At 65.1% G+C, this 20,676-nt stretch carries 18 protein-coding genes; 6 read left to right on the top strand and 12 right to left on the bottom strand.

The annotated features are described in order from the left end of the window. Window position 1: 1 nt before the first annotated feature. Window positions 2-1,027, bottom strand: a complete 1,026-nt coding sequence (locus AC07NV_RS03005; protein ID WP_495164853.1) for a pyridoxal-phosphate dependent enzyme — start codon at window positions 1,025-1,027, stop codon at window positions 2-4. A gap of 106 nt (window positions 1,028-1,133) precedes the next feature. After that, a complete protein-coding gene (locus AC07NV_RS03010) occupies window positions 1,134-1,610 on the bottom strand; it encodes an Lrp/AsnC family transcriptional regulator (RefSeq protein WP_495164854.1) in 477 nt (158 codons plus the stop codon). Between the two features lie 120 nt (window positions 1,611-1,730). Here AC07NV_RS03010 and AC07NV_RS03015 point away from each other — a divergent pair, with 120 nt between their 5' ends. The 5 genes from AC07NV_RS03015 to sppA all read left to right on the top strand — a co-directional run bounded on the left by AC07NV_RS03015 (window position 1,731) and on the right by sppA (window position 7,729). Then, a complete protein-coding gene (locus AC07NV_RS03015) occupies window positions 1,731-2,093 on the top strand; it encodes a VOC family protein (protein WP_495164855.1) in 363 nt (120 codons plus the stop codon). A 152-nt stretch (window positions 2,094-2,245) separates the two neighbouring features. Next, entirely contained in the window at window positions 2,246-3,583 is a 1,338-nt protein-coding gene (locus AC07NV_RS03020) for a serine hydrolase (RefSeq protein ID WP_495164856.1), read from the top strand. Between the two features lie 35 nt (window positions 3,584-3,618). Beyond that, complete coding sequence (proB, locus tag AC07NV_RS03025) at window positions 3,619-4,725, top strand: glutamate 5-kinase (protein ID WP_495164857.1); 1,107 nt, start codon at window positions 3,619-3,621, stop codon at window positions 4,723-4,725. A 25-nt stretch (window positions 4,726-4,750) separates the two neighbouring features. Beyond that, window positions 4,751-5,668, top strand: coding sequence for an NAD-dependent epimerase/dehydratase family protein (locus AC07NV_RS03030; RefSeq protein WP_495164858.1), 918 nt, complete (start codon window positions 4,751-4,753; stop codon window positions 5,666-5,668). 78 nt (window positions 5,669-5,746) lie between these two features. Beyond that, on the top strand, window positions 5,747-7,729 hold the full coding sequence (sppA, locus tag AC07NV_RS03035) for a signal peptide peptidase SppA (RefSeq protein ID WP_495164859.1): 1,983 nt from the start codon (window positions 5,747-5,749) through the stop codon (window positions 7,727-7,729). Window positions 7,730-7,831: 102 nt separating this feature from the next. On the opposite strand, the gene AC07NV_RS03040 is transcribed toward sppA, so the two are convergent. From AC07NV_RS03040 to mdh, 10 genes are all read right to left on the bottom strand, one after another. Beyond that, window positions 7,832-8,734: an alpha/beta fold hydrolase gene (locus AC07NV_RS03040; RefSeq protein ID WP_495164860.1), complete on the bottom strand. Its 903-nt coding sequence runs from the start codon at window positions 8,732-8,734 to the stop codon at window positions 7,832-7,834. A gap of 68 nt (window positions 8,735-8,802) precedes the next feature. Beyond that, window positions 8,803-9,435: a trimeric intracellular cation channel family protein gene (locus AC07NV_RS03045; protein WP_495164861.1), complete on the bottom strand. Its 633-nt coding sequence runs from the start codon at window positions 9,433-9,435 to the stop codon at window positions 8,803-8,805. 9 nt (window positions 9,436-9,444) lie between these two features. Then, entirely contained in the window at window positions 9,445-10,785 is a 1,341-nt protein-coding gene (locus tag AC07NV_RS03050; protein ID WP_495164862.1) for an amidohydrolase, read from the bottom strand. Between the two features lie 21 nt (window positions 10,786-10,806). Beyond that, entirely contained in the window at window positions 10,807-12,204 is a 1,398-nt protein-coding gene (gene lpdA, locus AC07NV_RS03055; protein WP_495164863.1) for a dihydrolipoyl dehydrogenase, read from the bottom strand. A gap of 50 nt (window positions 12,205-12,254) precedes the next feature. Then, window positions 12,255-12,491 carry a hypothetical protein gene (locus AC07NV_RS03060; RefSeq protein ID WP_495164864.1) on the bottom strand — a complete coding sequence of 79 codons (237 nt, stop codon included), beginning with the start codon at window positions 12,489-12,491 and terminating at the stop codon, window positions 12,255-12,257. An 85-nt stretch (window positions 12,492-12,576) separates the two neighbouring features. Then, a complete protein-coding gene (odhB, locus tag AC07NV_RS03065; protein WP_495164865.1) occupies window positions 12,577-13,812 on the bottom strand; it encodes a 2-oxoglutarate dehydrogenase complex dihydrolipoyllysine-residue succinyltransferase in 1,236 nt (411 codons plus the stop codon). 21 nt (window positions 13,813-13,833) lie between these two features. Beyond that, a complete protein-coding gene (locus tag AC07NV_RS03070) occupies window positions 13,834-16,656 on the bottom strand; it encodes a 2-oxoglutarate dehydrogenase E1 component (protein WP_495164866.1) in 2,823 nt (940 codons plus the stop codon). A gap of 81 nt (window positions 16,657-16,737) precedes the next feature. Then, window positions 16,738-17,628, bottom strand: a complete 891-nt coding sequence (gene sucD / locus AC07NV_RS03075) for a succinate--CoA ligase subunit alpha (protein ID WP_428678966.1) — start codon at window positions 17,626-17,628, stop codon at window positions 16,738-16,740. A gap of 45 nt (window positions 17,629-17,673) precedes the next feature. After that, complete coding sequence (locus tag AC07NV_RS03080) at window positions 17,674-18,345, bottom strand: hypothetical protein (RefSeq protein ID WP_495164867.1); 672 nt, start codon at window positions 18,343-18,345, stop codon at window positions 17,674-17,676. Beyond that, window positions 18,342-19,304 (bottom strand): malate dehydrogenase, encoded by a 963-nt coding sequence (mdh, locus tag AC07NV_RS03085; RefSeq protein ID WP_495164868.1) that lies wholly within the window; start codon window positions 19,302-19,304, stop codon window positions 18,342-18,344. Before mdh ends, AC07NV_RS03080 begins: the two co-directional genes overlap by 4 nt. A gap of 321 nt (window positions 19,305-19,625) precedes the next feature. On the opposite strand from mdh, the gene AC07NV_RS03090 reads away from it, so the two are divergent. Continuing rightward, window positions 19,626-20,669: a polysaccharide deacetylase family protein gene (locus AC07NV_RS03090; RefSeq protein WP_495164869.1), complete on the top strand. Its 1,044-nt coding sequence runs from the start codon at window positions 19,626-19,628 to the stop codon at window positions 20,667-20,669. Window positions 20,670-20,676: the final 7 nt, after the last annotated feature.

Here is a 20,676-nt window from a genome sequence, read left to right on the forward strand (position 1 = left end):
TTCAGACGCCCTCGGTTACCAAAAGCAGGACGCGCGACTGACCATCGAGCTTTAACCGAACACGCGCCTCCCCGTCGCGCGACGCATGGAGAAGCCCGGCCAGCCCCGTTGCACCCGACGGGGTGGTCCGAGGACCACCTGCAAGATCCAGCACTTCGACCGCTTCCACGAGTATGTCTTCGTCGACCAGCAGCGGCACCGCGCCGTACCGAAGCAGCGTAGCGACAGCGGGCGCCGATGCGAGGCCGCAGGACAGCATTTCGGCCGCGGTTTCGAGCGACCCGTCTACATGGATCGGCGAACCATTGCGCAGCGCCCGCTCGACGCACGGCGCCGATTGCGGCTCGACCGTGACCAATTGGCAGGGTCCCTCTCCATGCGGACCGAGGCCTTCCGCCATCGCAGCTGCCAGTCCGCCGACGCCCGCCTGGATAAAGGCATGGGTGGGATAAGCGGATCGATCGGCGGCGTGCAATTGGGCGCAAATCTCCGTTGCGATCCGCCCATATCCTTCCATGACCTTGGCAACGACCGGATCGTCCATGCGGTCGGTGGTGTCGGCCACGAGCAGGGTCTGCACACCGTCGCTTGCCGCGGCAGCAGCGGCAACCGCCTCGTCATAGGTTCCTTCGATACGGATGATGGTGGCCCCCATCGCCTCGATCCGTGCCGCGCGCGCTCCACCCACCGAAGCGGGAAGATAGATGCGCGCGGGCGCTCCGACGCGGCGGGCGGCGGCCGCGACCGCGAGACCATGATTGCCGTCGCTTGCGCAAGTCAGGGTGGGAAGCGGCATGGGCAGGCGGGCCAGAAAGGTCGGGACATCCTCATGCCCCGTTGCCGTTGCGAGCGCCCACAGCGCGGCATGCGTACCGCCCAGCGATTTGAAATTTCCGAGTGGTCTTTCGTTTTCCAGTTTCGCCCATATTTTTGCGACGCCGCATCGCTCGGCGAGCCATGGCAGATCGATGAGCGACGTGGGCCGATCGGAGATCCCATCGCCGGGTTGCTGAGATATTTGTTCCATGCCGCGATTTTATCATCGGCCTAGAGTGACAGGCCGCATTTCGGGATTGCCGCACGCGGAATTTGAGTGATGCTGGCGATCGGGCAGCGGATTTTCCGCAACCGTTTCAATCTTCGGCGATCGGAATCATCAACCCTCTTTTGACCACGCCGAGCGCGACATTGGTCGTGAAGCGTCGGACATTGGCATTTTCGCTGACCAGCCGCGTCATCAACGCATCATAGTCCTCGGTGCTCGGCGCGGTGACAATCAGGATGAAATCGGCCTCGCCCGTCACATAAAAGGCTTGCTGGACATGTTCTTCCGCCAGGAGCCAACGGCGGAGTTGCGCCAGCAACTCGGGGCGCTCGCGTTCGACTTGAAGCGCGACCACAAAAAGGGTCGGGTTGCCGACGAAGCGAGGGTCGAGGATCGCGGTTTCGCGGACGATAGCGCCCAGATCGCGCAGCCGCCGCAACCGGCGCTGGATCGCCGAGGGCGACAGGGCAATCGTCTCCGCAAGCTTTTCCGACGTCGCGGTCGCGTCGGATTGCATCGCGGCCAGCAATTGCCGGTCAAAACGATCGAGGTCGGTTGTGGCCATGTCCGGCATGATAGGGGCACTTTCCGCCGATTGCCCGCTATTTGATGTCGATCAACGCGGAAAATCACCGGACGCGCTCCCTAAACTGGGCTTCCCAACCGTCTTCCGGAAAGCCCCCTTATGCTCGACCATCTCGAAATCCGCACGCGCCGCATGGACGATTGTGTCGCCTTTTACCGAACCATTCTCGAACCGCTTGGCTATGAGCTTGTCATCGATGGCCCGACCAAGGGATTTGGCCACGAAGGCCGCCTCGACTTCTGGCTCGTCGATGGAGATCCCTCGATCGAAGTTCATTATGCGTTTGGTGCGCCAACGCGCGCGATCGTGCAGGATGCCTTTTTGCGGTCCAACGGGAACGGCGGCCAACAGGATCGCGCGCCCGCACTCGCTCCGCACATCCACCCCGATTATTATGCCGGTTACGCCCGCGATCCCGATGGACGACTGGTCGAATTTGTCTGTCACTCCGCCGAAGACTGAACCGAACCGCGATCTCGCTACCGCGATCGGCCGGTCTTGCGTTCAGCTACGAGTTCGGCGGATCGCGCCAGGAATTCTGCACAAGTTATTGTGTTGGTGATATATATCACTATTACACATCCATCGCATTCATAAGATGGAGAGTAGAGCGCATGTTCACCCGCTTCCCGGCACTGATCGCACTGACGCTGTTGCCGCTGGCCTCCGCTATCGCGCAGGATCCCGCGCGCATGGATCAGGTCGCACACGCAGATGTCGACCGCGACGAATTTTCGGGCGCCATCCTTGTCGCGCGGGACGGAAAGCTGCTGCTCGAGAAGGGCTATGGCCTCGCCAATCGCGAATGGAATATTCCCAATGATGGCGCGACACGTTTCCGGATGGCGTCGGTCACCAAGCAGTTTACCGCCGTATCGGTCCTGCTACTTCACGACCGGGGCAAGATCGACCTCGACGCGCCGGTAAAGACCTATCTTGCTGACGCGCCCACCGCATGGGATGCCGTGACCGTACGGCATTTGCTGGGTCACACGTCGGGCATCGCCAATTTCACGAGCTTTCCGGACTATTTCGAAAAACAGGCGCGGCCGACGACGGCCAACGAACTGATCGCCCGCTTTCGCGACAAGCCGCTCGACTTCGCGCCGGGTGCGGACTGGGCTTATTCCAACTCGGGTTATGTGGTGGCGACCGCGATCATCGAAAAGGTCAGCGGCCAATCCTATGCCGATTTCGTCACCGCGAACATCTTCCAGCCGCTCGGCATGGCCGACAGCGGCTATGACGATGCGGCAACGATCCTGCCGCACCGGGCGGCGGGCTATTCGCCCACAAAAAAGGGCGTCGCGAACGCCGACTTTGTCGACATGTCGGTCCCGCAAGGCGCCGGCGGTCTCTACTCGACGACACGCGATCTCCTGAAGTGGCAGCAGGGCCTGTACGGCGGCCACCTCCTGCGCGGGGAAACCCTCGCCGCCTTCATCACCCCGGGCCGCAACGATTATGCGCTCGGCGTTAACGTGAAGGCCACCGGTGATCGGCGCCTTTACTCCCACTCGGGCGGGATAAATGGTTTCAATGCCTATCTCGCTTATGATCCCGACGCGAAGATCACGGTCGCGGTACTCGGCAACCTCAACGGCCCTGCCCCGGCGCGACTCGGTGTGTCGATGATGGCGCTGGCGCGCGGCGAAAGCGTCACCCTGCCCAGCGAACGCAAGGCAATCGTGATCGCCCCCGCAACGCTGCGCCAATATGAAGGGACCTATCGGGTCAGCCCGACGCGCACGATCACCATCGCCTTTGCCGATGGCAAGCTAACCGCGCAGCTCAGCGGGCAACAGCCGAACGAGATATTCGCAGAAACGCCCGATCGCTTTTTCCTGCGCGTCGTCGATGCGCAGGTCAGCTTCAACCGCAACACGGCGGGCACGATCGCCGGCCTCGTCCTCCACCAAGGCGGCCGCGACATGCCCGCGACGAAAGAATAGCCATGGGCCGCGACGCGCGCTAAGCGGCGCCGGACATGCGCCTGTTTCCGCCCTCCTCCTGTCCCCGGCTGATCGTCAAGATCGGATCGGCGTTGCTCGTCGATCCGGATGGCGCGGTGCGGCGCGACTGGCTGGTCGGGATTGCCGCCGACATTGCGGAACGGACGCACGCAGGCCAGCAGGTCGCGGTCGTCTCCTCCGGCGCGATTGCGCTTGGCGCGCGGCGGCTGGGGCTGGCCAAAGGCGGGCGCGGGTCGCTGGAAGATGCGCAGGCCGCCGCCGCGACCGGACAGATTGCCTTGTCGCAGGTCTGGGCCGACGTTCTGGGCGCCGAAGGGCTGACCGCGGCGCAGATATTGGTGACGCTCGACGACCTCGAACATCGCCGCCGTTATCTCAACGCCGCCGCGACGCTCGACCGGCTGCTGTCGCTCGGGGTCGTCCCGATCATCAACGAGAATGACAGCGTCGCGACCGAGGAAATCCGGTTCGGCGACAACGACCGCCTCGCCGCGCGCGTCGCGCAGGCGGCGGCGGCGGGCGGCGTCATCCTGCTCTCCGACATCGACGGCCTTTACGACCGCAATCCGGCGCAGGACGGCGCGGTCCACATCGCGCGCATCGAACGGATCGACGCCGCCATCGAAGCGATGGCCGACACCGGCTCGGCGTCGGGCATGGGGTCGGGCGGCATGGTGTCGAAAATTGCCGCCGCGCGCATCGCCAACGCAGCAGGCGCGCACCTCGCCATCGCCTCGGGCCGCATCGACCGGCCGCTGTCGACCGAAGCGCGGCACAGCTTGTTCGTTGCCGAAAAGGGCGCGAGCGCGCGCAAGGCGTGGCTCGCGGGCGGGCTGACCGCCAAGGGTCGGCTGACGATCGATGCCGGCGCGGTCCGTGCGCTACGCGGCGGCGCGAGCCTGCTTGCGGCGGGCGTGAGCGCTGTCACCGGCAGTTTCGCTCGCGGCGATATTCTGGACATTGCCGGACCCGATGGACGCGTTATCGCGCGCGGCCTGTCCGAATATCCGGCCGCCGACATCGCGACGATCCTCGGCCTCGGCCGCGACGCGCAGGAAGCCGCGCTCGGCTATGCACCGCGCAGCGCCATGGTCCACCGCGATCATATGGTGCTGTTGTGATCCTCCCCTGCAAGGGGAGGATTTAATGGGTGCCCCCATTCTCGCGATGACCGGCGCGACCGGTTTCGTGGGCGGCGCGACGATGCGCGATGCGGTCGCTGCGGGCTGGCACGTCCGCGCTCTCACCCGCCGCCCGCAGCCCGAACGCGAAGGCGTGACATGGATCGCTGGCGCGCTCGACAACACCGACAGCCTCGCCGAAATGGCGGCGGGCAGCGACGTCGTCATGCACATCGCCGGGGTCGTCAATGTGCCGACCCGCGCTGCCTTCGAGGCGGGCAATGCAACGGCGACACACAATGTAGTCGACGCCGCGCGCGGTGCGGGCGTCACGCGCTTCATCCATGTTTCATCGCTCGCCGCACGCGAACCCGGCATCTCCAACTATGGCTGGTCGAAAGAGCGCGCCGAAATCATCGTCCGGGACAGCGGCCTCGACTGGACGATCGTTCGCCCGCCCGCGGTCTTCGGCCCGGGCGACACCGAAATGCTCGACCTGTTCCGTATGGCGCGGCGCGGCGTTGCCCTGGTGCCGAGTGGGCGCATGTCGGCCATCTATGTCGACGAGCTCGCCCGGCTGCTCGTCGCGCTCGCGGCCGATCGCGGTGCGAGCGTCGGTCAGATTTATGAACCCGACGATGGCCGCGCGACCGGTTGGTCGCACCGCAGCTTTGCCCGCGCCGTCGGACGCGCCGTCGGACGCCATCGCCTCGCGACCGTCGCAACGCCGGCATTGCTGCTCAAAGCGGGCGGGCGGCTCGATAGACTGGTGCGCCGCAGCCGCGCCAAGCTCACCCCCGATCGCGCGCGGTACATCGCGCACCCCGACTGGGTCGCGGCCGAGGGCGCCTGCCCTCCCCCCGATCTGTGGCGCCCCGAGCGCGACACCGATGACGCACTCGCCGAAACGGTGCGCTGGTATCGCCGCGAAGGCTGGCTCTGACGTCGCCGGTACGGCGGCATCGCCCGCCCGTCGAAGCGTGCATTGCCAAGGGCCGGACGCATCCCTAGGTTCGCGGGCATGACCGATAGCACCACGAGCGCCCCAAACGATCCCGCCGGCCCCTGGGCCATTCCCGTCCGCCGGCCGCTGCCCGGCGACGACAAACCCAGGTCGACGACCAGCTTTCCACGCAAGGTCTGGAACCTGCTCGTCGGGATCAAGGACGCGCTGGCCCTCATCTTCCTGCTGCTTTTCTTTGTCGTGCTGTTCGGGTTGCTCGCAGGGCGCCCCAATGCCGGGCTGCCGGTCAGCCAGGGCGCGCTGTTGATCGAACTCGACGGGGTCGTCAGTGAACAGCCCGCCGAAGTCGATACGCTCGCCGCGCTGTCGGGCAGCGAGCAGCTCCGCGAAATTCGCGTCCGCGACGTCGTCCATGCGCTGGAGACTGCCGCCGACGACAAGCGCGTGACCTCGGTCGTGCTCGACCTCGACCGCTTCCTCGGCGGCGGACAGGTGTCGCTTGCCGAAATCGGCGCCGCAGTCGACAAGGTCCGCGCGAAGAAAAAACCGGTGCTCGCCTTCGCCACCGCCTACACCACCGACAGCTATCAGGTCGCCGCGCACGCCAGCGAAATCTGGGCCGACAGCATCGGCGGCGTCGCGATTGCCGGACCAGGCGGCTCGCGCCTCTATTACAAGGGGCTGATGGACCGGCTCGGCATCACCGCGCATATCTATCGCGTCGGCACCTTCAAAAGCGCGGTCGAACCCTATCTCCGCACCGACCAGTCACCCGAAGCGAAGGAAGCCGACCTCGCCTATGCCAGCGTACTCTGGGACAATTGGCTGGCCGACGTCAAAAAGGCGCGGCCCGCGGCGAAGATCGACACCTATATCGCCGATACCGTCGGCGCGGTCCGCGCGGCGGGCAACGACCTGTCAAAAGCGTCGCTCGACGCCGGCCTCGTCGACAAGCTCGGCAGCCGCATGGCCTTCAACCGCCGCATCGCCGACATAAGCGGCACCCCCGACGACAGCAAACCGTGGGAATATAATGCGATCCCGCTCGAAAACTGGGTCGCGGCCAACCCGCCCGAACAAAAGGGCAGCGCAATCGCGGTCGTCCCGATCGTCGGGGAAATCGTCGATGGCGAGGCCCCGACGGGGGTCGCCGGCGGCGAAACCATCGCGCAGCACATCCTCGATGCCACTGCCGACAGCAGCATCAAGGCGATCGTGCTCCGCGTCGATTCGCCCGGCGGATCGGTGATGGCGTCTGAAGAAATCCGGCAGGCGCTGCTTGCCGCGAAGGCGAAGAAGCTGCCGATCATCGTATCGATGGCCAATGTCGCGGCCTCGGGCGGCTATTGGGTCTCGACCCCCGCCGACCGCATCTTTGCCGAGCCAGAGACGATCACCGGATCGATCGGCGTGTTCGGCATCCTGCCAAGCTTCGATCAGGCGCTTGCCAAGATCGGGGTCAACGCCGACGGGATCGCGACGACGCCGCTCTCGGGCCAGCCCGATGTGTTCGGCGGCGTAAACGACGAGTTCAACGCACTGGCGCAGGCCAGCGTCGAGGATGTTTACGGCCGCTTCACCGGCCTCGTCGCGAAAAGCCGCAAGCAGCCGATCGAAAAGATCCGGACGATCGCCGAAGGCCGTGTCTGGGCGGGCGGTACCGCGCGGCAGATTGGCCTTGTCGACCAGTTCGGCGGCCTGCCCGACGCGCTGGCCGCGGCGGCGAAGCTCGCCAAGGTCGAAGGCAATTTCCACGCCAAATATTTCGAGGACGAGCCGAGTGAATTCTCGAAAATGCTCGCAAGCTGGACAGGCGCCGAAAAGGAAACCGCCGCCCTCCCGCGCGGCTGGTTCGGTATCGCGGCGATGAACCGCCAGCTGACCGAGCGACGCCTGATCCAGGATCTGACGATGCTGACGCAGGTGGGGTCGGTGCAGGCGTCGTGCCTCGACTGCCGCGCCTATCTGCCCGCGGTCCCGCGGCCGGGCAAGGCCGAGACGAAGGGCTTTTTCGCGACGATGGCGCTTTTGCTGCGCTAAGTCCCCCTCCCGCTTGCGGGAGGGGTTAGGGGAGGGCCTGTTTCGACGGGCCTCCCAGCGACATGCCCTCCCCCAACCCCTCCCATAAATGGGAGGGGGGAATTAGGCTGCGACGACGCTGTCCTTCGCGTGGCCCGCAATCGCATCCGCCAGCGTATCGACCAGCGCCAGCGGCAGGTCGTGCCCCATGCCGGGGATCGTCAGCAGCCGCGCCCCGGCGATATTCTCCGCGGTGTCGCGCCCACCGGCAATCGGCACCAGCGGATCGTCCTCGCCATGGATCACCAATGTCGGCGCCTTGATGTCCTTCAGCAACGCGCGCCGGTCGCCATCGGCGACGATCGCCGCCATCTGTCGCGCGACGCCCTGCGGATAAAAACCGCGTTCGAAATCGGCGCGGACCCGGCGCTGCAGCCGGTCTTCGGCCGCCGGATATCCCGGGCTGCCGATCACCCGCGCGGCGCGGATCGAATAGGCGATCATATCCTCGGGATCGCCGCTCATCGGCCGGTTCGCGAGCACCTGCATGGCCTCTTTCCGCGCGCGCGGCAGGCGGCGGTTGCCGGTGGTCGACATCACCGAGGTCAGGGACAGCACGCGGTCCGGATAGCGCGCCGCGATATGCTGCGCGATCATTCCGCCCATCGACGCGCCAACGATATGCGCCCGCGCGATCTCCAGATGATCGAGCAAAGCCATGCCGTCGGCGGCCATGTCGGCCAGCGTATAGGCCGGGCGGACCGGCAGGCCGATCATCGATTTGACGACCATCCATTTGACGTTCGGCACCCCGGCTGCCTCGAAGCGTGTCGACAGGCCGACGTCGCGATTGTCATAGCGGATCGTGCGAAATCCATGCGCGTTCAGCGCATCGACAAACTCGTCGGGCCACAGCGTCAACTGCCCGCCCAGCCCCATCACCAGCAGGATCGCCGGCGCATCGCGTGGCCCCTTGTCCTCATAGGTGATGCTGATGCCGTTGGCGGTCGTCTGTGTGATCGTCATGGTACGGGAAATCCTTTGCCAGATTCCGGCCAACATGACGCAGTTGACGCGAACGTCAAGGCGGGCGCCTAGGCGCCCGCCTTGGGATCGCGATAGGCAGGCAGCGCGAGCGACCAGCGGATCGCCGCGCCGCGCAGGATGAAGCCGGCAATTGCGCCGGAGACCGCGGCGACCGGCGTCCCCGTGCCCAGCCATTGCAGCAGCAGGAACAGGCCCGATGCGAGCGCAGCGGCGGTCACATAGACTTCGGGCCGCATGATGATCGACGGCACGCCGGCGAGGATGTCGCGGATCGTCCCGCCGACGCAGCCGGTGATGACCCCCATCATCAGCGCCGGGACGGGCGGAACGCCCCACGCCAGCGCCTTGGCCGTACCGAACACGGCGTAAGCGGCGAGTCCGACAGCGTCGGCCCATTCAAGCAATCGCCCCGGCCACCAGCGTTCGGGGGTGAGCCAGACGATCAGCGCGATCGCGATGCAGACTGCGGCAATGGCTCCATCCTGCACCCAGAACACCGGCGCACCGATCAGCAGGTCGCGCACGCTGCCGCCGCCGACGCCGGTCACCAACGCGAAGAAGGCGGCGGTGACCAGTGTCTGGCGCAACCGCACCGCCATCAACGCGCCCGACAGCGCGAACACGCCGATCCCGGCGAGGTCGAGCAGGCGGACAATCAGCACATTGTCGATGTCGACCATCGGCCGGCGTTACTTCGCGGCGGGGCGCACGCCGCCGATGACCGACAGCACGATCGCGGCGACCGCGTTCCGGATCACCGGCTCGGCCTTGGGCGCGAAGAAGGGCGAATGGTTGGTCGGCACCGGCTGGCCCTTGGCTTTCAGGTCGGCCAGCACCGCGGGATCATAACCGCCGATGGCGAAATAGAGCGAGGGGATGCCCGCATCGACGAACTCCGAATAATCTTCGCTCGCCGACACCGGCGCGGCGCTCGCAGGCGCGAACAGCAACCGGTCGCCGAACACCGGCTTCAGGGTTGCAAGGCCGTTGGCGGCCATCGATTCATTATTCACGAGGCTGGCGGTGCCGCTCAGATAGGTGATCGTCGGCTCGGGCGCGTTGCCCATCGCCGCCGCCGCCTTGGCCGAACGCTGCGCCCCTGCGCGCAGCAATTCGCGCACCTCGGGCGTCAGCGAACGCATATTGACCTTCACCTCGGCGCTGTCGGGAATGATGTTGGGGGCGCTGCCCGCATTGATCGCACCGATCGTCAGCACGCCGAACGCAGCCGGATCCTTTTCGCGGCTGATCACCGTCTGCACGTCGGTGACGAAGCGTGCCGCAATCGGGATCGGATCGAGCGCCGCCGACGGCATCGAACCGTGCCCGCCGCGTCCGTGGAAGGTTATCGAATAGCTGTCGGATGCCGAGAAGGCGGTCCCCGCCTTGATCCCGATCGTGCCTGTCGGGCCGTTGAGCACATGCGCCGCAAAGCCATAGTCGGGCTTCGGAAAGCGCGTCAGCAGCCCGTCGTCGAGCATCGCTTTCGCGCCCTTCAATATCTCTTCGGCGGGCTGGCCGATCAGCACAATCGTGCCCGACCAGCTGTCACGCATCGCGGAAAGCGCCTGCGCGACGCCGACCAGATAGGCGACATGCGTGTCGTGGCCGCACGCGTGCATCACGGGCACATCCTTGCCCTCATAGGTCGCACGCGCCTTGCTCGACCAGGCGAGCCCGGTCTTTTCCTCCATCGGCAGCGCGTCCATGTCGGCGCGGATAAGGATCGTCGGACCTGCACCATTTTTGAGGACGCCAACAACGCCTGTGCCACCGACCTTTTCGGTGACGGTGAAGCCCGCCTTGCGCAGATGCTGCGCAAGAATGCCCGCGGTGCGGACCTCCTGCAGCCCGAGTTCGGGGTTCTGATGCAGATCCTTGTAGAGCGCGTCGAGCGCCGGGTAATTCTTGTCGAGCAGCGCCGTGATCCGCGCATTCGCCGCATTCAAATCCGGCGCGGCCTCAGCCGCGGTTGCGGTGAGGGAGAGGGCCAGCGAAGCCGCTGCCCAGAGCCCATGCTTCGCCATCATTCTCTCCCCCATTTATCCGTATCAGATGTGGATCGGTTTGCCCGTCACCGCCATCGCCGCTTCCTTGACCGCCTCGCTATGCGTCGGATGCGCATGGCAGGTATAGGCGATATCTTCCGACGTCGCGCCAAATTCCATCGCCTGCGCCGCCTGCGCGATCATGGTGCCCGCAACGCTGGCGATGATCCAGACGCCGAGTACGCGGTCGCTCTTGGCGTCGGCGATCACCTTCACGAAACCGTCGGGTTCGTGATTGGTCTTGGCGCGGCTGTTGCCCGCCATCGGGAATTTGCCGACCTTGACCTCGCCGCGTTCCTTCGCCTGCTCTTCGGTCAGGCCGACACCGGCGATTTCGGGCATGGTGTACACGACCGACGGGATGACATCGTGATTCACGATGCCGGTCAGCCCGGCGATATTTTCGGCGCAGGCGATGCCTTCGTCCTCGGCCTTATGCGCGAGCATCGGGCCGGGGATCACATCGCCGATTGCCCAGATGCCGGGAACCTGCGTGCTGAAATCATGATCGGTTTCGATCTGGCCGCGCTGATTGACCGCGATCCCCGCCTTGTCGAGACCCAGCCCGTCGGTGTTCGGACGCCGCCCGATCGACACGAGCACGACATCGGCCTCGAGCGTTTCCGCATCGCCGCCGGCGGCGGGTTCGAGCGTCAGAACCGCCTTCTTGCCCTTAACCTCGGCCTTGGTGACCTTGGTCTTCAGCTTGAATTCGATGCCCTGCTTCTTGAAGATGCGGTTCGCATCCTTGCGGACGTCGGCGTCCATGCCGGGCAGGATCTGGTCGAGATACTCGACGCAGGTGACCTTAGCGCCAAGGCGTCGCCACACGCTGCCGAGTTCGAGCCCGATCACGCCGCCGCCGATGACGACCATATGGCCCGGTACCTTGGCAAGCTCCAGCGCGCCGGTCGAATCGACGACGATCTGTTTGTCATTATCGACCGCGACGCCGGGCAGCGGGGTGACCGACGAGCCCGTCGCGATGATGATATTCTTGGCGCGATAGGCCTTGCCCGCGACCTCGACCGTGTCGGCCGACGTGAAATTCGCATAGCCCTTCAGCCAGTCGACCTTGTTCTTCTTGAACAGGAATTCGATGCCGCCGGTCAGGCCCTTCACCGCGTCGATACGCTGGCCATGCATCGCGGGCAGGTTCAGCTTGGGTGTCACGTCGATCCCCATCTTCGCCATCGAACCATTTGCGGCAGCGTCAAAATATTCCGATGCGTGGAGCATGGCTTTCGACGGGATGCAGCCGACATTGAGGCAGGTGCCGCCCAGCGTCTCGCGCCCTTCGGCGCACGCGGTCTTCAGGCCCAGCTGCGCCGCGCGGATCGCCGCGACATAGCCGCCGGGGCCCGAACCGATGACAAGGACGTCGTAGTCGTAATCAGCCATGTTCAATCTACCTCAATTTTCTGCCTGGCACCGTCAACGAGCGAATCCGCTCAAATGGGCAGCCCGGATTTCGCGGCGCATGACTTCATAACCGGCGCTGCCATTTCGGGCGACAGGCCGATCAGTTCAGATGCGCTATATTTCTTGATCAATTCGTCGGCCGTACATTTGCACACCTTGGCCGCGATGTCTGCCGCAGCTCCGCCACCCTCGGCCGCCGTACGGCACGATTCACCGAAGCTCTCGACGAAACTGGTCTTGAGCCCGTCTTCGAACCCTTTCTGCATCCGGCTTTCGCCTTCGCTGCAACCCGCAAGGGCGGCAGCGGCGGCGAAGGCCAGAATCGCGCGAGGAGAGAGGGCGATCATCGGATCAAAGATCGATCAGCAGGCGCGTCGGATCCTCGATCGCTTCCTTGATCGTCTTCAGGAAGGTCACCGCTTCGCGCCCGTCGATCAGGCGATGGTCATAGCTCATGGCCAGATACATCATCGGGCGGATCACGATCTCCCCGTTCCGCACGACCGGACGATCCTCGATGCGGTGAAGCCCGAGCACCGCCGACTGCGGCGGGTTGATGATCGGGGTCGACATCAGTCCCCCGAACACGCCGCCGTTCGAGATGGTGAAGGTACCGCCGGTCATGTCGTCGATCGTCAGCGTGCCCTCCTTGGCGCGCTTGCCAAGGTCGGCGATCGCCTTTTCGATGTCGGCGAACGACAGGCTGTCGGCGTTGCGGACGACGGGCACGACAAGGCCATTCGGCGCGCTGACCGCGACCGACACGTCGAGATAGTCGTGATAGACGATCTCGCCGCCGTCGATGCGCGCGTTGACCGCGGGAATGTCATGCGCGGCGAGCGCGACCGCCTTGGTGAAGAAGCTCATGAAGCCCAGCCGGACGCCATGCTTCTTCTCGAAGCTTTCGCGATATTTGTCGCGCGTCGCCATCACCGCCGACATGTCGACGTCGTTGAACGTCGTCAGCATCGCCGCCGTGTCCTGTGCCGACTTCAGCCGCTTGGCGATTGTCTGGCGCATCCGCGTCATCTTGACGCGCTCCTCGCGGCGGCCGGACGCGCCGCTGGCGGCGGGGGCCGGTGCAGCGGCAGCCGGAGCAGGCGCGGCTTCGGGCGCATTGTTCGCAGCGGCAAGCACGTCTTCCTTGGTCAGGCGGCCGTCCTTGCCGGTGCCCTTGATCTTGCTCGGGTCGACGCCATGCTCGAGGACGAGGCGGCGGACCGCGGGCGAGAGCGTCGTAACGCCGTCGCCGGTCTCCTCGGCCGCTGCCGTGGCAGGGGCAGGCGCCGCCGCTTCGGCTTTCGCCGGAGCGGGCGCAGCGGCCGCAGGCGCCGGGGCTGCGGCAGCGCCACCGGCCTCGATCGTCGCGATCGCCGCGCCGACATTGACCGTATCGCCGACCGCGGCGAGCTGCTGGCCCATCACGCCGGCGACGGGTGACGGCACTTCGACCGCGACCTTGTCGGTCTCAAGGCTCGCAATCGGCTCGTCGAGCGCGACCGCTTCGCCGGGCTTCTTCAGCCATTCGCCGATCGTCGCTTCGGTAACGCTTTCGCCCAGCGTGGGGACTTTGACTTCGGTGCTCATAGGTGCAGTTCCTTGGGGGGCTCAGGCTTTATTCTTGGTACGGCGGATTTCGGCGCGAACCGAAAGGCCGAGCGCATCGGCGACGAGCGCCGACTGTTCGGTCTGGTGGCGGCTCATCAGGCCCGTCGCGGGCGAGGCCGCGGCGGTACGACCCGCGTAACGCGGCCGCATCCCCTTCTTGCCGGCCTCTGTCAGCGCCTCTTCGATCAGTTCGTTGACGAAGAACCACGCGCCATTGTTGCGCGGTTCTTCCTGCGCCCACACCACCTCTTCGAGCTTCGGCATGCGCTTCAGACGCGCCGCAAGCGGCTCACCCGGGAAGGGGTAGATCTGCTCGACACGAACCACCGTCGTGTCGGTCAGGCCCGCGGCATCGCGCGCTTCCATCAGGTCGTAACCGACCTTGCCCGAACACAGCACGACACGTTTGACGTCGGCGTCGGCCGGCGGCGTGCGGTCGGACATCAGGCGGCGGAAATGCGCATCGCCGATGAAGTCCGACCGCTGCGACACCGCCAGCTTGTGACGGAGCAGCGACTTCGGCGTCATAATGATCAGCGGCTTGCGGAAAGGGCGCAGCATCTGGCGGCGCAGGACGTGGAAATAGTTCGACGGGGTCGAGATATTGCACACCTGGATATTGTCGCCCGCGCACAGCTGCAGGAAACGCTCGAGACGCGCCGAGCTATGTTCGGGCCCCTGTCCTTCATACCCGTGCGGCAACAGCATCACGAGGCCGTTGGCACGCAGCCACTTGGCTTCGCCCGACGCGACGAACTGGTCGATCATGATCTGCGCGCCGTTGGCGAAGTCGCCGAACTGCGCTTCCCATAGCACGAGGCTCTTCGGATCGGCCATCGCATAGCCATATTCGAAGCCGAGCACGCCATATTCGGAAAGCGGGCTGTCGAGCACTTCGAACCGGCCGTGCGGCACAGTCGTCAGCGGGACATATTTACGCTCGTCCTTCTGGTCGACCCAGACGGCATGGCGTTGGCTGAAGGTCCCGCGGCCCGAATCCTGGCCCGACAGGCGCACCTGATAGCCTTCGCTGAGCAAGGTACCAAAAGCGAGGCTTTCGGCGGTCGCCCAGTCGAACACTTCGGTGTCGCTCTTGTCGGCGAACATCGCGCCGCGCGCGTCGATGACGCGGCGCAGCGTCTTGTGCACGTCGAGGTCGCCCGGGATCGTTGTCATCACACGGCCGATCGAGTCGAACAATTTGTCGGTGACGCCCGTCGAGATGTTGCGGCGCGCATTCTCCGGATCGGCAGGGGCGTGTAGCCCCGACCAGCGGCCAGCGAACCAGTCGGCCTTGTTCGGCTTGTAGCTTTTTGCCGCCTCGAAATCGCCTTCGAGCCGCGCCACAAATTCGGCGCGGCGGGCATCGGCCCAGCCCGCATCGATCACGCCTTCAGCTTCCAGCTTCGCCGCACACAATTGCGATACCGGCGGATGCTGGCGGATGATCGCGTACATCAGCGGCTGCGTGAACGAAGGCTCGTCGCCCTCGTTATGGCCAAAGCGGCGATAGCACCACATGTCGATGACGACGTCGCGCTTGAACTGCTGGCGGAAGTCGATCGCGAGCTTGCAAGCAAAGGTCACCGCTTCGGGATCGTCGCCGTTGACGTGCAGGATCGGCGCCATTACGCCCTTCGCCACGTCCGACGGATAGGGCGACGAGCGTGCGAATTGCGGACTGGTCGTGAAACCGATCTGGTTGTTGACGATGAAATGGATACAGCCGCCGGTGTTGTAACCGCGGATGCCCGAGAAGCCGAGGCATTCCCAGACGATCCCCTGCCCTGCGAACGCCGCGTCGCCGTGGATCAGCACGGGCAGCACCTGCTCATGCTTGTCGAGATCGTCGCGCACGAACTGCTGCGCACGCACCTTGCCGAGCACGACCGGGTCGGCGGCTTCGAGGTGCGACGGATTGGGAACCAGCGACATATGCACCGATGCCCCGCCAAATTCGCGGTCGGTCGAGGTGCCGAGGTGATATTTGACGTCGCCCGATCCGCCGACATCGTCGGGGTTCGCCGATCCGCCGGCGAATTCGTGGAAGATCACCTTGTACGGCTTGGCGAGCACGTTCGCGAGCATGTTGAGGCGCCCGCGGTGCGCCATGCCATAGACGATTTCCTTCACGCCGTACTGGCCGCCATATTTGATGATGGCTTCCATCGCGGGGATCATGCTTTCGCCGCCGTCGAGCCCGAAGCGCTTGGTCCCGACATATTTGCGCGCGAGGAATTTCTCCCACTCCTCGGCCTCGATCACCTTGCTCAGGATGGCACGTTTGCCCTCGACCGAAAATTCGATGATCTTGTCGGCGCCTTCCATCCGCTCCTGAAGAAAGGCACGCTCCTCGATGTCGGAGATGTGCATATATTCGAGGCCGACATTGCCGCAGTAGTTCGCGCGCAGGATCGCGACGATCTCGCGAATGGTCGCCTTTTCGAGGCCCAGCGCCCCGCCAATAAACACCGGGCGATCCTGATCCGCACCGACAAAGCCGTGAAATTCCGGCGTCAGGTCGGCGGGCAGCTCGCGCTGGCTGAGCCCGAGCGGATCGAGATTGGCGGCAAGATGCCCGCGCACGCGATAGGTGCGGATCAGCATCATCGCGCGGATCGAATCGTCCGCGGCGCGTTCGACTTCGGCGTTCGACAGTGGCGCACCCGCCTTGGCGGCGGCAGCCTTCACCGCGACCTGCATCTGCTGCGGATCGAGCGCGGCGGTCAGGTCGTCGCTGTCGATCTGGGGCCAGTTCTTGGGCGCCCAGCTCGGGCCGGCTTGCGGCTCGTCGATGTCAAAGCTCTGTCGTTCGAGGTTCATCTGCTTTTCCACGGGGAGATAGGGGTGGGTTTTATATGGGGAGCGGAGGCCCACCGGCAAAGGGTGCCGGCGGGCCTCCGGTCAGACGCGTTCCTTCAACACTTCGGCGAGCGTGGTGCCGAGTTCCGACGGGCTCGCCGACACTTTGATGCCCGCGGCTTCCATCGCCGCGATCTTGCTTTCGGCGTCGCCCTTGCCGCCCGACACGATCGCGCCGGCATGGCCCATGCGGCGCCCCGGAGGCGCGGTGCGGCCCGCGATGAAGCCGGCCATCGGCTTTTTGCGGCCGCGCTTGGCTTCGTCGATCAGGAACTGCGCTGCCTGTTCCTCGGCGTCGCCACCGATTTCGCCGATCATGATGATCGACTTGGTCGCCTCGTCGGCGAGGAAGAGTTCGAGCACGTCGATGAAGTTGGTGCCGTTGACGGGGTCGCCACCGATACCGACCGCAGTCGTCTGGCCGAGGCCGACATTCGTGGTCTGGAACACGGCTTCATAGGTGAGCGTGCCCGAGCGCGAGACGACGCCGACGCTGCCCTTCGAAAAGATGCTGCCGGGCATGATGCCGATCTTGCATTCGCCCGGGGTCAGCACACCGGGGCAGTTCGGGCCGATCAGGCGCGACTTCGAACCCGAGAGCGCGCGCTTCACCTTGACCATGTCGAGCACCGGAATGCCTTCGGTGATCGCAACGATCAGCTCGATCTCGGCGTCGATCGCCTCGAGGATCGAGTCGGCGGCGAACGGCGGCGGAACATAGATGACCGATGCGGTTGCGCCGGTCGCGGCCTTGGCTTCTTCAACCGTATTGAAGTTCGGCAGGCCGATGTGCGTCGTGCCGCCCTTGCCCGGCGTCACGCCGCCGACCATCTGCGTGCCATAGGCCAGCGCCTGTTCGGTGTGGAAGGTGCCGGTGGCACCGGTCATCCCTTGCGTGATGACCTTGGTGTTCTTGTCGATGAGGATGCTCATAACCTGTATAACTCCTTGGAGGTGCCCATGGCAGGGCTCAAACCATTATTTTGCCGTTGGCTCGACCATCTGCACCGACAGATGCACCGGCTGCGTTCCATTTCGTGTCGTGGGTGTGTTCAGATTGACGCGGGCGGACGCGCCGCCCGTGCTCACCACCCAGAAACCGTCGGCAAAAGTATTTTTGACAACCAGCTTGCCCGGTTCGCCATATGTTGCCCGAAGCGTCTCGACGAGAGGGCCAACGCTCGAAAAATCGCGAACGCCGAACACCAGATTGCATTGTGCGCCAAAGGCCCGGAACGGACCATAGGGTCCCGTTGTCACCCCGGCGCGGCTCGGCATCGCAATCGCGCGATTCTTGAGGTTCGCATCATCGCCGGTCCATGCCGACACAGCCGCTGCCGAGCCACGCCACTGCTTGACTCGCGCCTCGCCCTGCTTGCCTTCCGCAGCGAATACGGCATCGGCCTCTGCCAGACCGAAAGGCGACCCTCCTACCCGGTCGCCAACGGTCGCGGGGTCAAGGCAAAGTCGCCCAAACTCCGCAACGATTGCGGCAGCGTCGAGATCGGTGGCGGCAAGGCCGGCTCCGAGAAGCGCCTCGCCGCCGACGACCAGTGCCCGCCCATCCTTGACCGTTAGCGTCACGGACTGCGCCGAGGCGCCTTGAGCAATGCCCAAGCCAAGTGCCAATATGGCGATGCGCGATATCATGCGAGCGACGGATCCAGCGCCTTGCATGCATCGAGCAGTTCCTTGACCGCGTCGACCGACACCTGAAGGCCCGCCTTGTCTTCGTCATCGAGTGCGATCTCGACGATCTTCTCGACGCCGCCGGCGCCGATCAGCACCGGAACGCCGACATACAGGCCGTCGAGGCCGTACTGGCCGTCGACATAGGCGGCGCAGGGCAGGATGCGCTTCTGGTCACCCAGATAGGCTTCGGCCATTGCGATGCCCGACGCGGCGGGCGCATAGAAAGCCGAACCGGTGCCGAGCAGCGCGACGATTTCGCCGCCGCCGCCGCGGGTGCGCTTGACGATCGCGTCGATCTTTTCCTGGCTCGACAGGCCCATTTTGACGAGGTCGGGAACGGGGATGCCGTTGACCGTCGAATAGCGCGTGACGGGAACCATCGTGTCGCCATGGCCGCCGAGCACGAAGGTGTTCACATCCTTGACCGAGACGTCGAATTCGTCGGCGATGAAATGGCTGAAGCGCGCCGAATCGAGGACGCCGGCCATGCCGACAACCTTGTTGTGCGGCAGGCCCGAGAATTCGCGCAGCGCCCACACCATCGCGTCGAGCGGATTGGTGATGCAGATGACGAAGGCGTCGGGGGCGTTGGCCTTGATGCCTTCGCCGACGGCCTTCATGACCTTCAGGTTGATGCCGAGCAGGTCGTCACGGCTCATGCCCGGCTTGCGGGCGACACCGGCGGTGACGATGATGACGTCGGCGCCGGCGATGTCGGCATAATCGTTCGTGCCGGTGATCTTCGCGTCAAAACCCTGGACGGGGCCAACCTGCGACAGGTCGAGCGCCTTGCCCTGCGGCACGCCTTCGACCACGTCGAACAGGACGACATCGCCGAGTTCCTTCTGCGCGGCGAGCAGCGCCAGCGTTCCGCCGATATTCCCGGCTCCGATCAAAGCGATCTTCTTGCGTCCCATGGTGCGCGGCACTCCCTTCCTGGCAAGCCCGGCAATGCGTCACAGACCGACGGAGGCACGGGCTTAAACCCCTTGCCGGTCCCAATGATGGGGTCGCCCCTACGCCGATTCCCTTAACGAAACAACCGCGAAAAGCTCCAAAATCTGCCTTTTTTTGCAAATAGTTCGCAATAACAATAACCCGATGCCGTGCGGTCGGCCATAGCTGGGAATAGCCGGCTCATGTGACAAGAACGAAGCAAGGGCCCACCTCCGTTTTCGCGGCGATCGCGCAGGCATCGGTTAACCCTCCCTTATCGCAGCCGTGCTACGCGCGGGACGATGACACGCGCAATCATCAGCTTTGACACCGAATTGTCGGCCGGCCTCTACCAGCGCGGCGCCGACGCACGCACCAATTTCGAAAGCTCGATCCTCGGCCGGTGCCGCGACGGCGATTTCGGCATCCACTTCCAGATGGACATGCTCGAACGCCACGGCCTGACCGGGGTCTTCTTCGTCGATCCGATGCCCGCGCTGGTTTACGGACCCGAAGTGATCGACGCGATCGTCCAGCCGGTCATCGAACGCGGGCACGAGGTGCAGGTCCATATCCACACCGAATGGCTCGCCTTTGCGCGCTTCAACCCGGTGGGACGATTGACGGGCCGCAACATCGGCGACTTCCCCCTGCCGGCCCAAAAGAAGCTGATCGCGCTGGCCCGCGACATATTGACCGGTGCGGGCGCCCCGAAACCGACGGCCTTTCGCGCGGGCAATTTCGGCGCCAACGACGACACGCTGCGCGCGCTCGCCGCGCTGGGTTTCCGTTTCGACAGCAGCTTCAACGGCGCATATCAGGGGCATGGCTGCGCGATCTCGCTCGATGCCGGCAACCTCGGCATGCGAACGCATCATGGCGTCTGCGAAGTGCCGCTCAGCGGCCTGATGGACCGCGCGAACCGCTTTCGCCCCGCACAGCTCTGCGCGATGTCCGAAGAGGAAATGCGCGACGCGCTCGACCATTCGGCCGCAAGCGGCGCGATCCAGTTTTCGGCCTTCAGCCACAGCTTCGAACTTTTGAGTCGCGACCGCGAGGTGCCCAACGGCCTCGCCATCTCGCGCATGGAGGCGTTGTGCCGCGCGGTCGCCGACGACACACGCGTCACCAGCGGCGGCTTCGCGACGCTGCCCGGCCCGCCCGAGCGCCCCGCCCGCATCGGCATCGCCGCGCCCAAGCCGCTGCGCACGCTGCGCCGCACGATCGAGCAGGCTTACGGCCATCTGGCGCACGAGGTGCGCTATGTGCGCAACCTTATCTATGTAACGGTCAATACGTCACGGTGGGGAAAGATTGCCAGCGGCGTCGTCCTCGCGATCGCCTAGGCGCTCG

The sequence above is a fragment of the Sphingopyxis sp. GW821-FHT10B01 genome (assembly GCF_059415685.1).

Bases quoted from the DNA above. Each gene is read 5' to 3' on its own strand.
- sppA (WP_495164859.1), top strand. From the start codon at position 5,747: ATGACCGATAGCACCACGAGCGCCCCAAACGATCCCGCCGGCCCCTGG.
- proB (WP_495164857.1), top strand. From the start codon at position 3,619: ATGCGCCTGTTTCCGCCCTCCTCCTGTCCCCGGCTGATCGTCAAGATC.
- AC07NV_RS03080 (WP_495164867.1), bottom strand. From the start codon at position 18,345: ATGATATCGCGCATCGCCATATTGGCACTTGGCTTGGGCATTGCTCAA.
- AC07NV_RS03050 (WP_495164862.1), bottom strand. From the start codon at position 10,785: ATGATGGCGAAGCATGGGCTCTGGGCAGCGGCTTCGCTGGCCCTCTCC.
- AC07NV_RS03090 (WP_495164869.1), top strand. From the start codon at position 19,626: ATGACACGCGCAATCATCAGCTTTGACACCGAATTGTCGGCCGGCCTC.
- AC07NV_RS03045 (WP_495164861.1), bottom strand. From the start codon at position 9,435: ATGGTCGACATCGACAATGTGCTGATTGTCCGCCTGCTCGACCTCGCC.
- AC07NV_RS03010 (WP_495164854.1), bottom strand. From the start codon at position 1,610: ATGGCCACAACCGACCTCGATCGTTTTGACCGGCAATTGCTGGCCGCG.
- sucD (WP_428678966.1), bottom strand. From the start codon at position 17,628: ATGAGCATCCTCATCGACAAGAACACCAAGGTCATCACGCAAGGGATG.
- odhB (WP_495164865.1), bottom strand. From the start codon at position 13,812: ATGAGCACCGAAGTCAAAGTCCCCACGCTGGGCGAAAGCGTTACCGAA.
- lpdA (WP_495164863.1), bottom strand. From the start codon at position 12,204: ATGGCTGATTACGACTACGACGTCCTTGTCATCGGTTCGGGCCCCGGC.
- AC07NV_RS03020 (WP_495164856.1), top strand. From the start codon at position 2,246: ATGTTCACCCGCTTCCCGGCACTGATCGCACTGACGCTGTTGCCGCTG.
- AC07NV_RS03005 (WP_495164853.1), bottom strand. From the start codon at position 1,027: ATGGAACAAATATCTCAGCAACCCGGCGATGGGATCTCCGATCGGCCC.
- AC07NV_RS03015 (WP_495164855.1), top strand. From the start codon at position 1,731: ATGCTCGACCATCTCGAAATCCGCACGCGCCGCATGGACGATTGTGTC.
- AC07NV_RS03060 (WP_495164864.1), bottom strand. From the start codon at position 12,491: ATGCAGAAAGGGTTCGAAGACGGGCTCAAGACCAGTTTCGTCGAGAGC.
- AC07NV_RS03070 (WP_495164866.1), bottom strand. From the start codon at position 16,656: ATGAACCTCGAACGACAGAGCTTTGACATCGACGAGCCGCAAGCCGGC.
- AC07NV_RS03040 (WP_495164860.1), bottom strand. From the start codon at position 8,734: ATGACGATCACACAGACGACCGCCAACGGCATCAGCATCACCTATGAG.
- mdh (WP_495164868.1), bottom strand. From the start codon at position 19,304: ATGGGACGCAAGAAGATCGCTTTGATCGGAGCCGGGAATATCGGCGGA.
- AC07NV_RS03030 (WP_495164858.1), top strand. From the start codon at position 4,751: ATGGGTGCCCCCATTCTCGCGATGACCGGCGCGACCGGTTTCGTGGGC.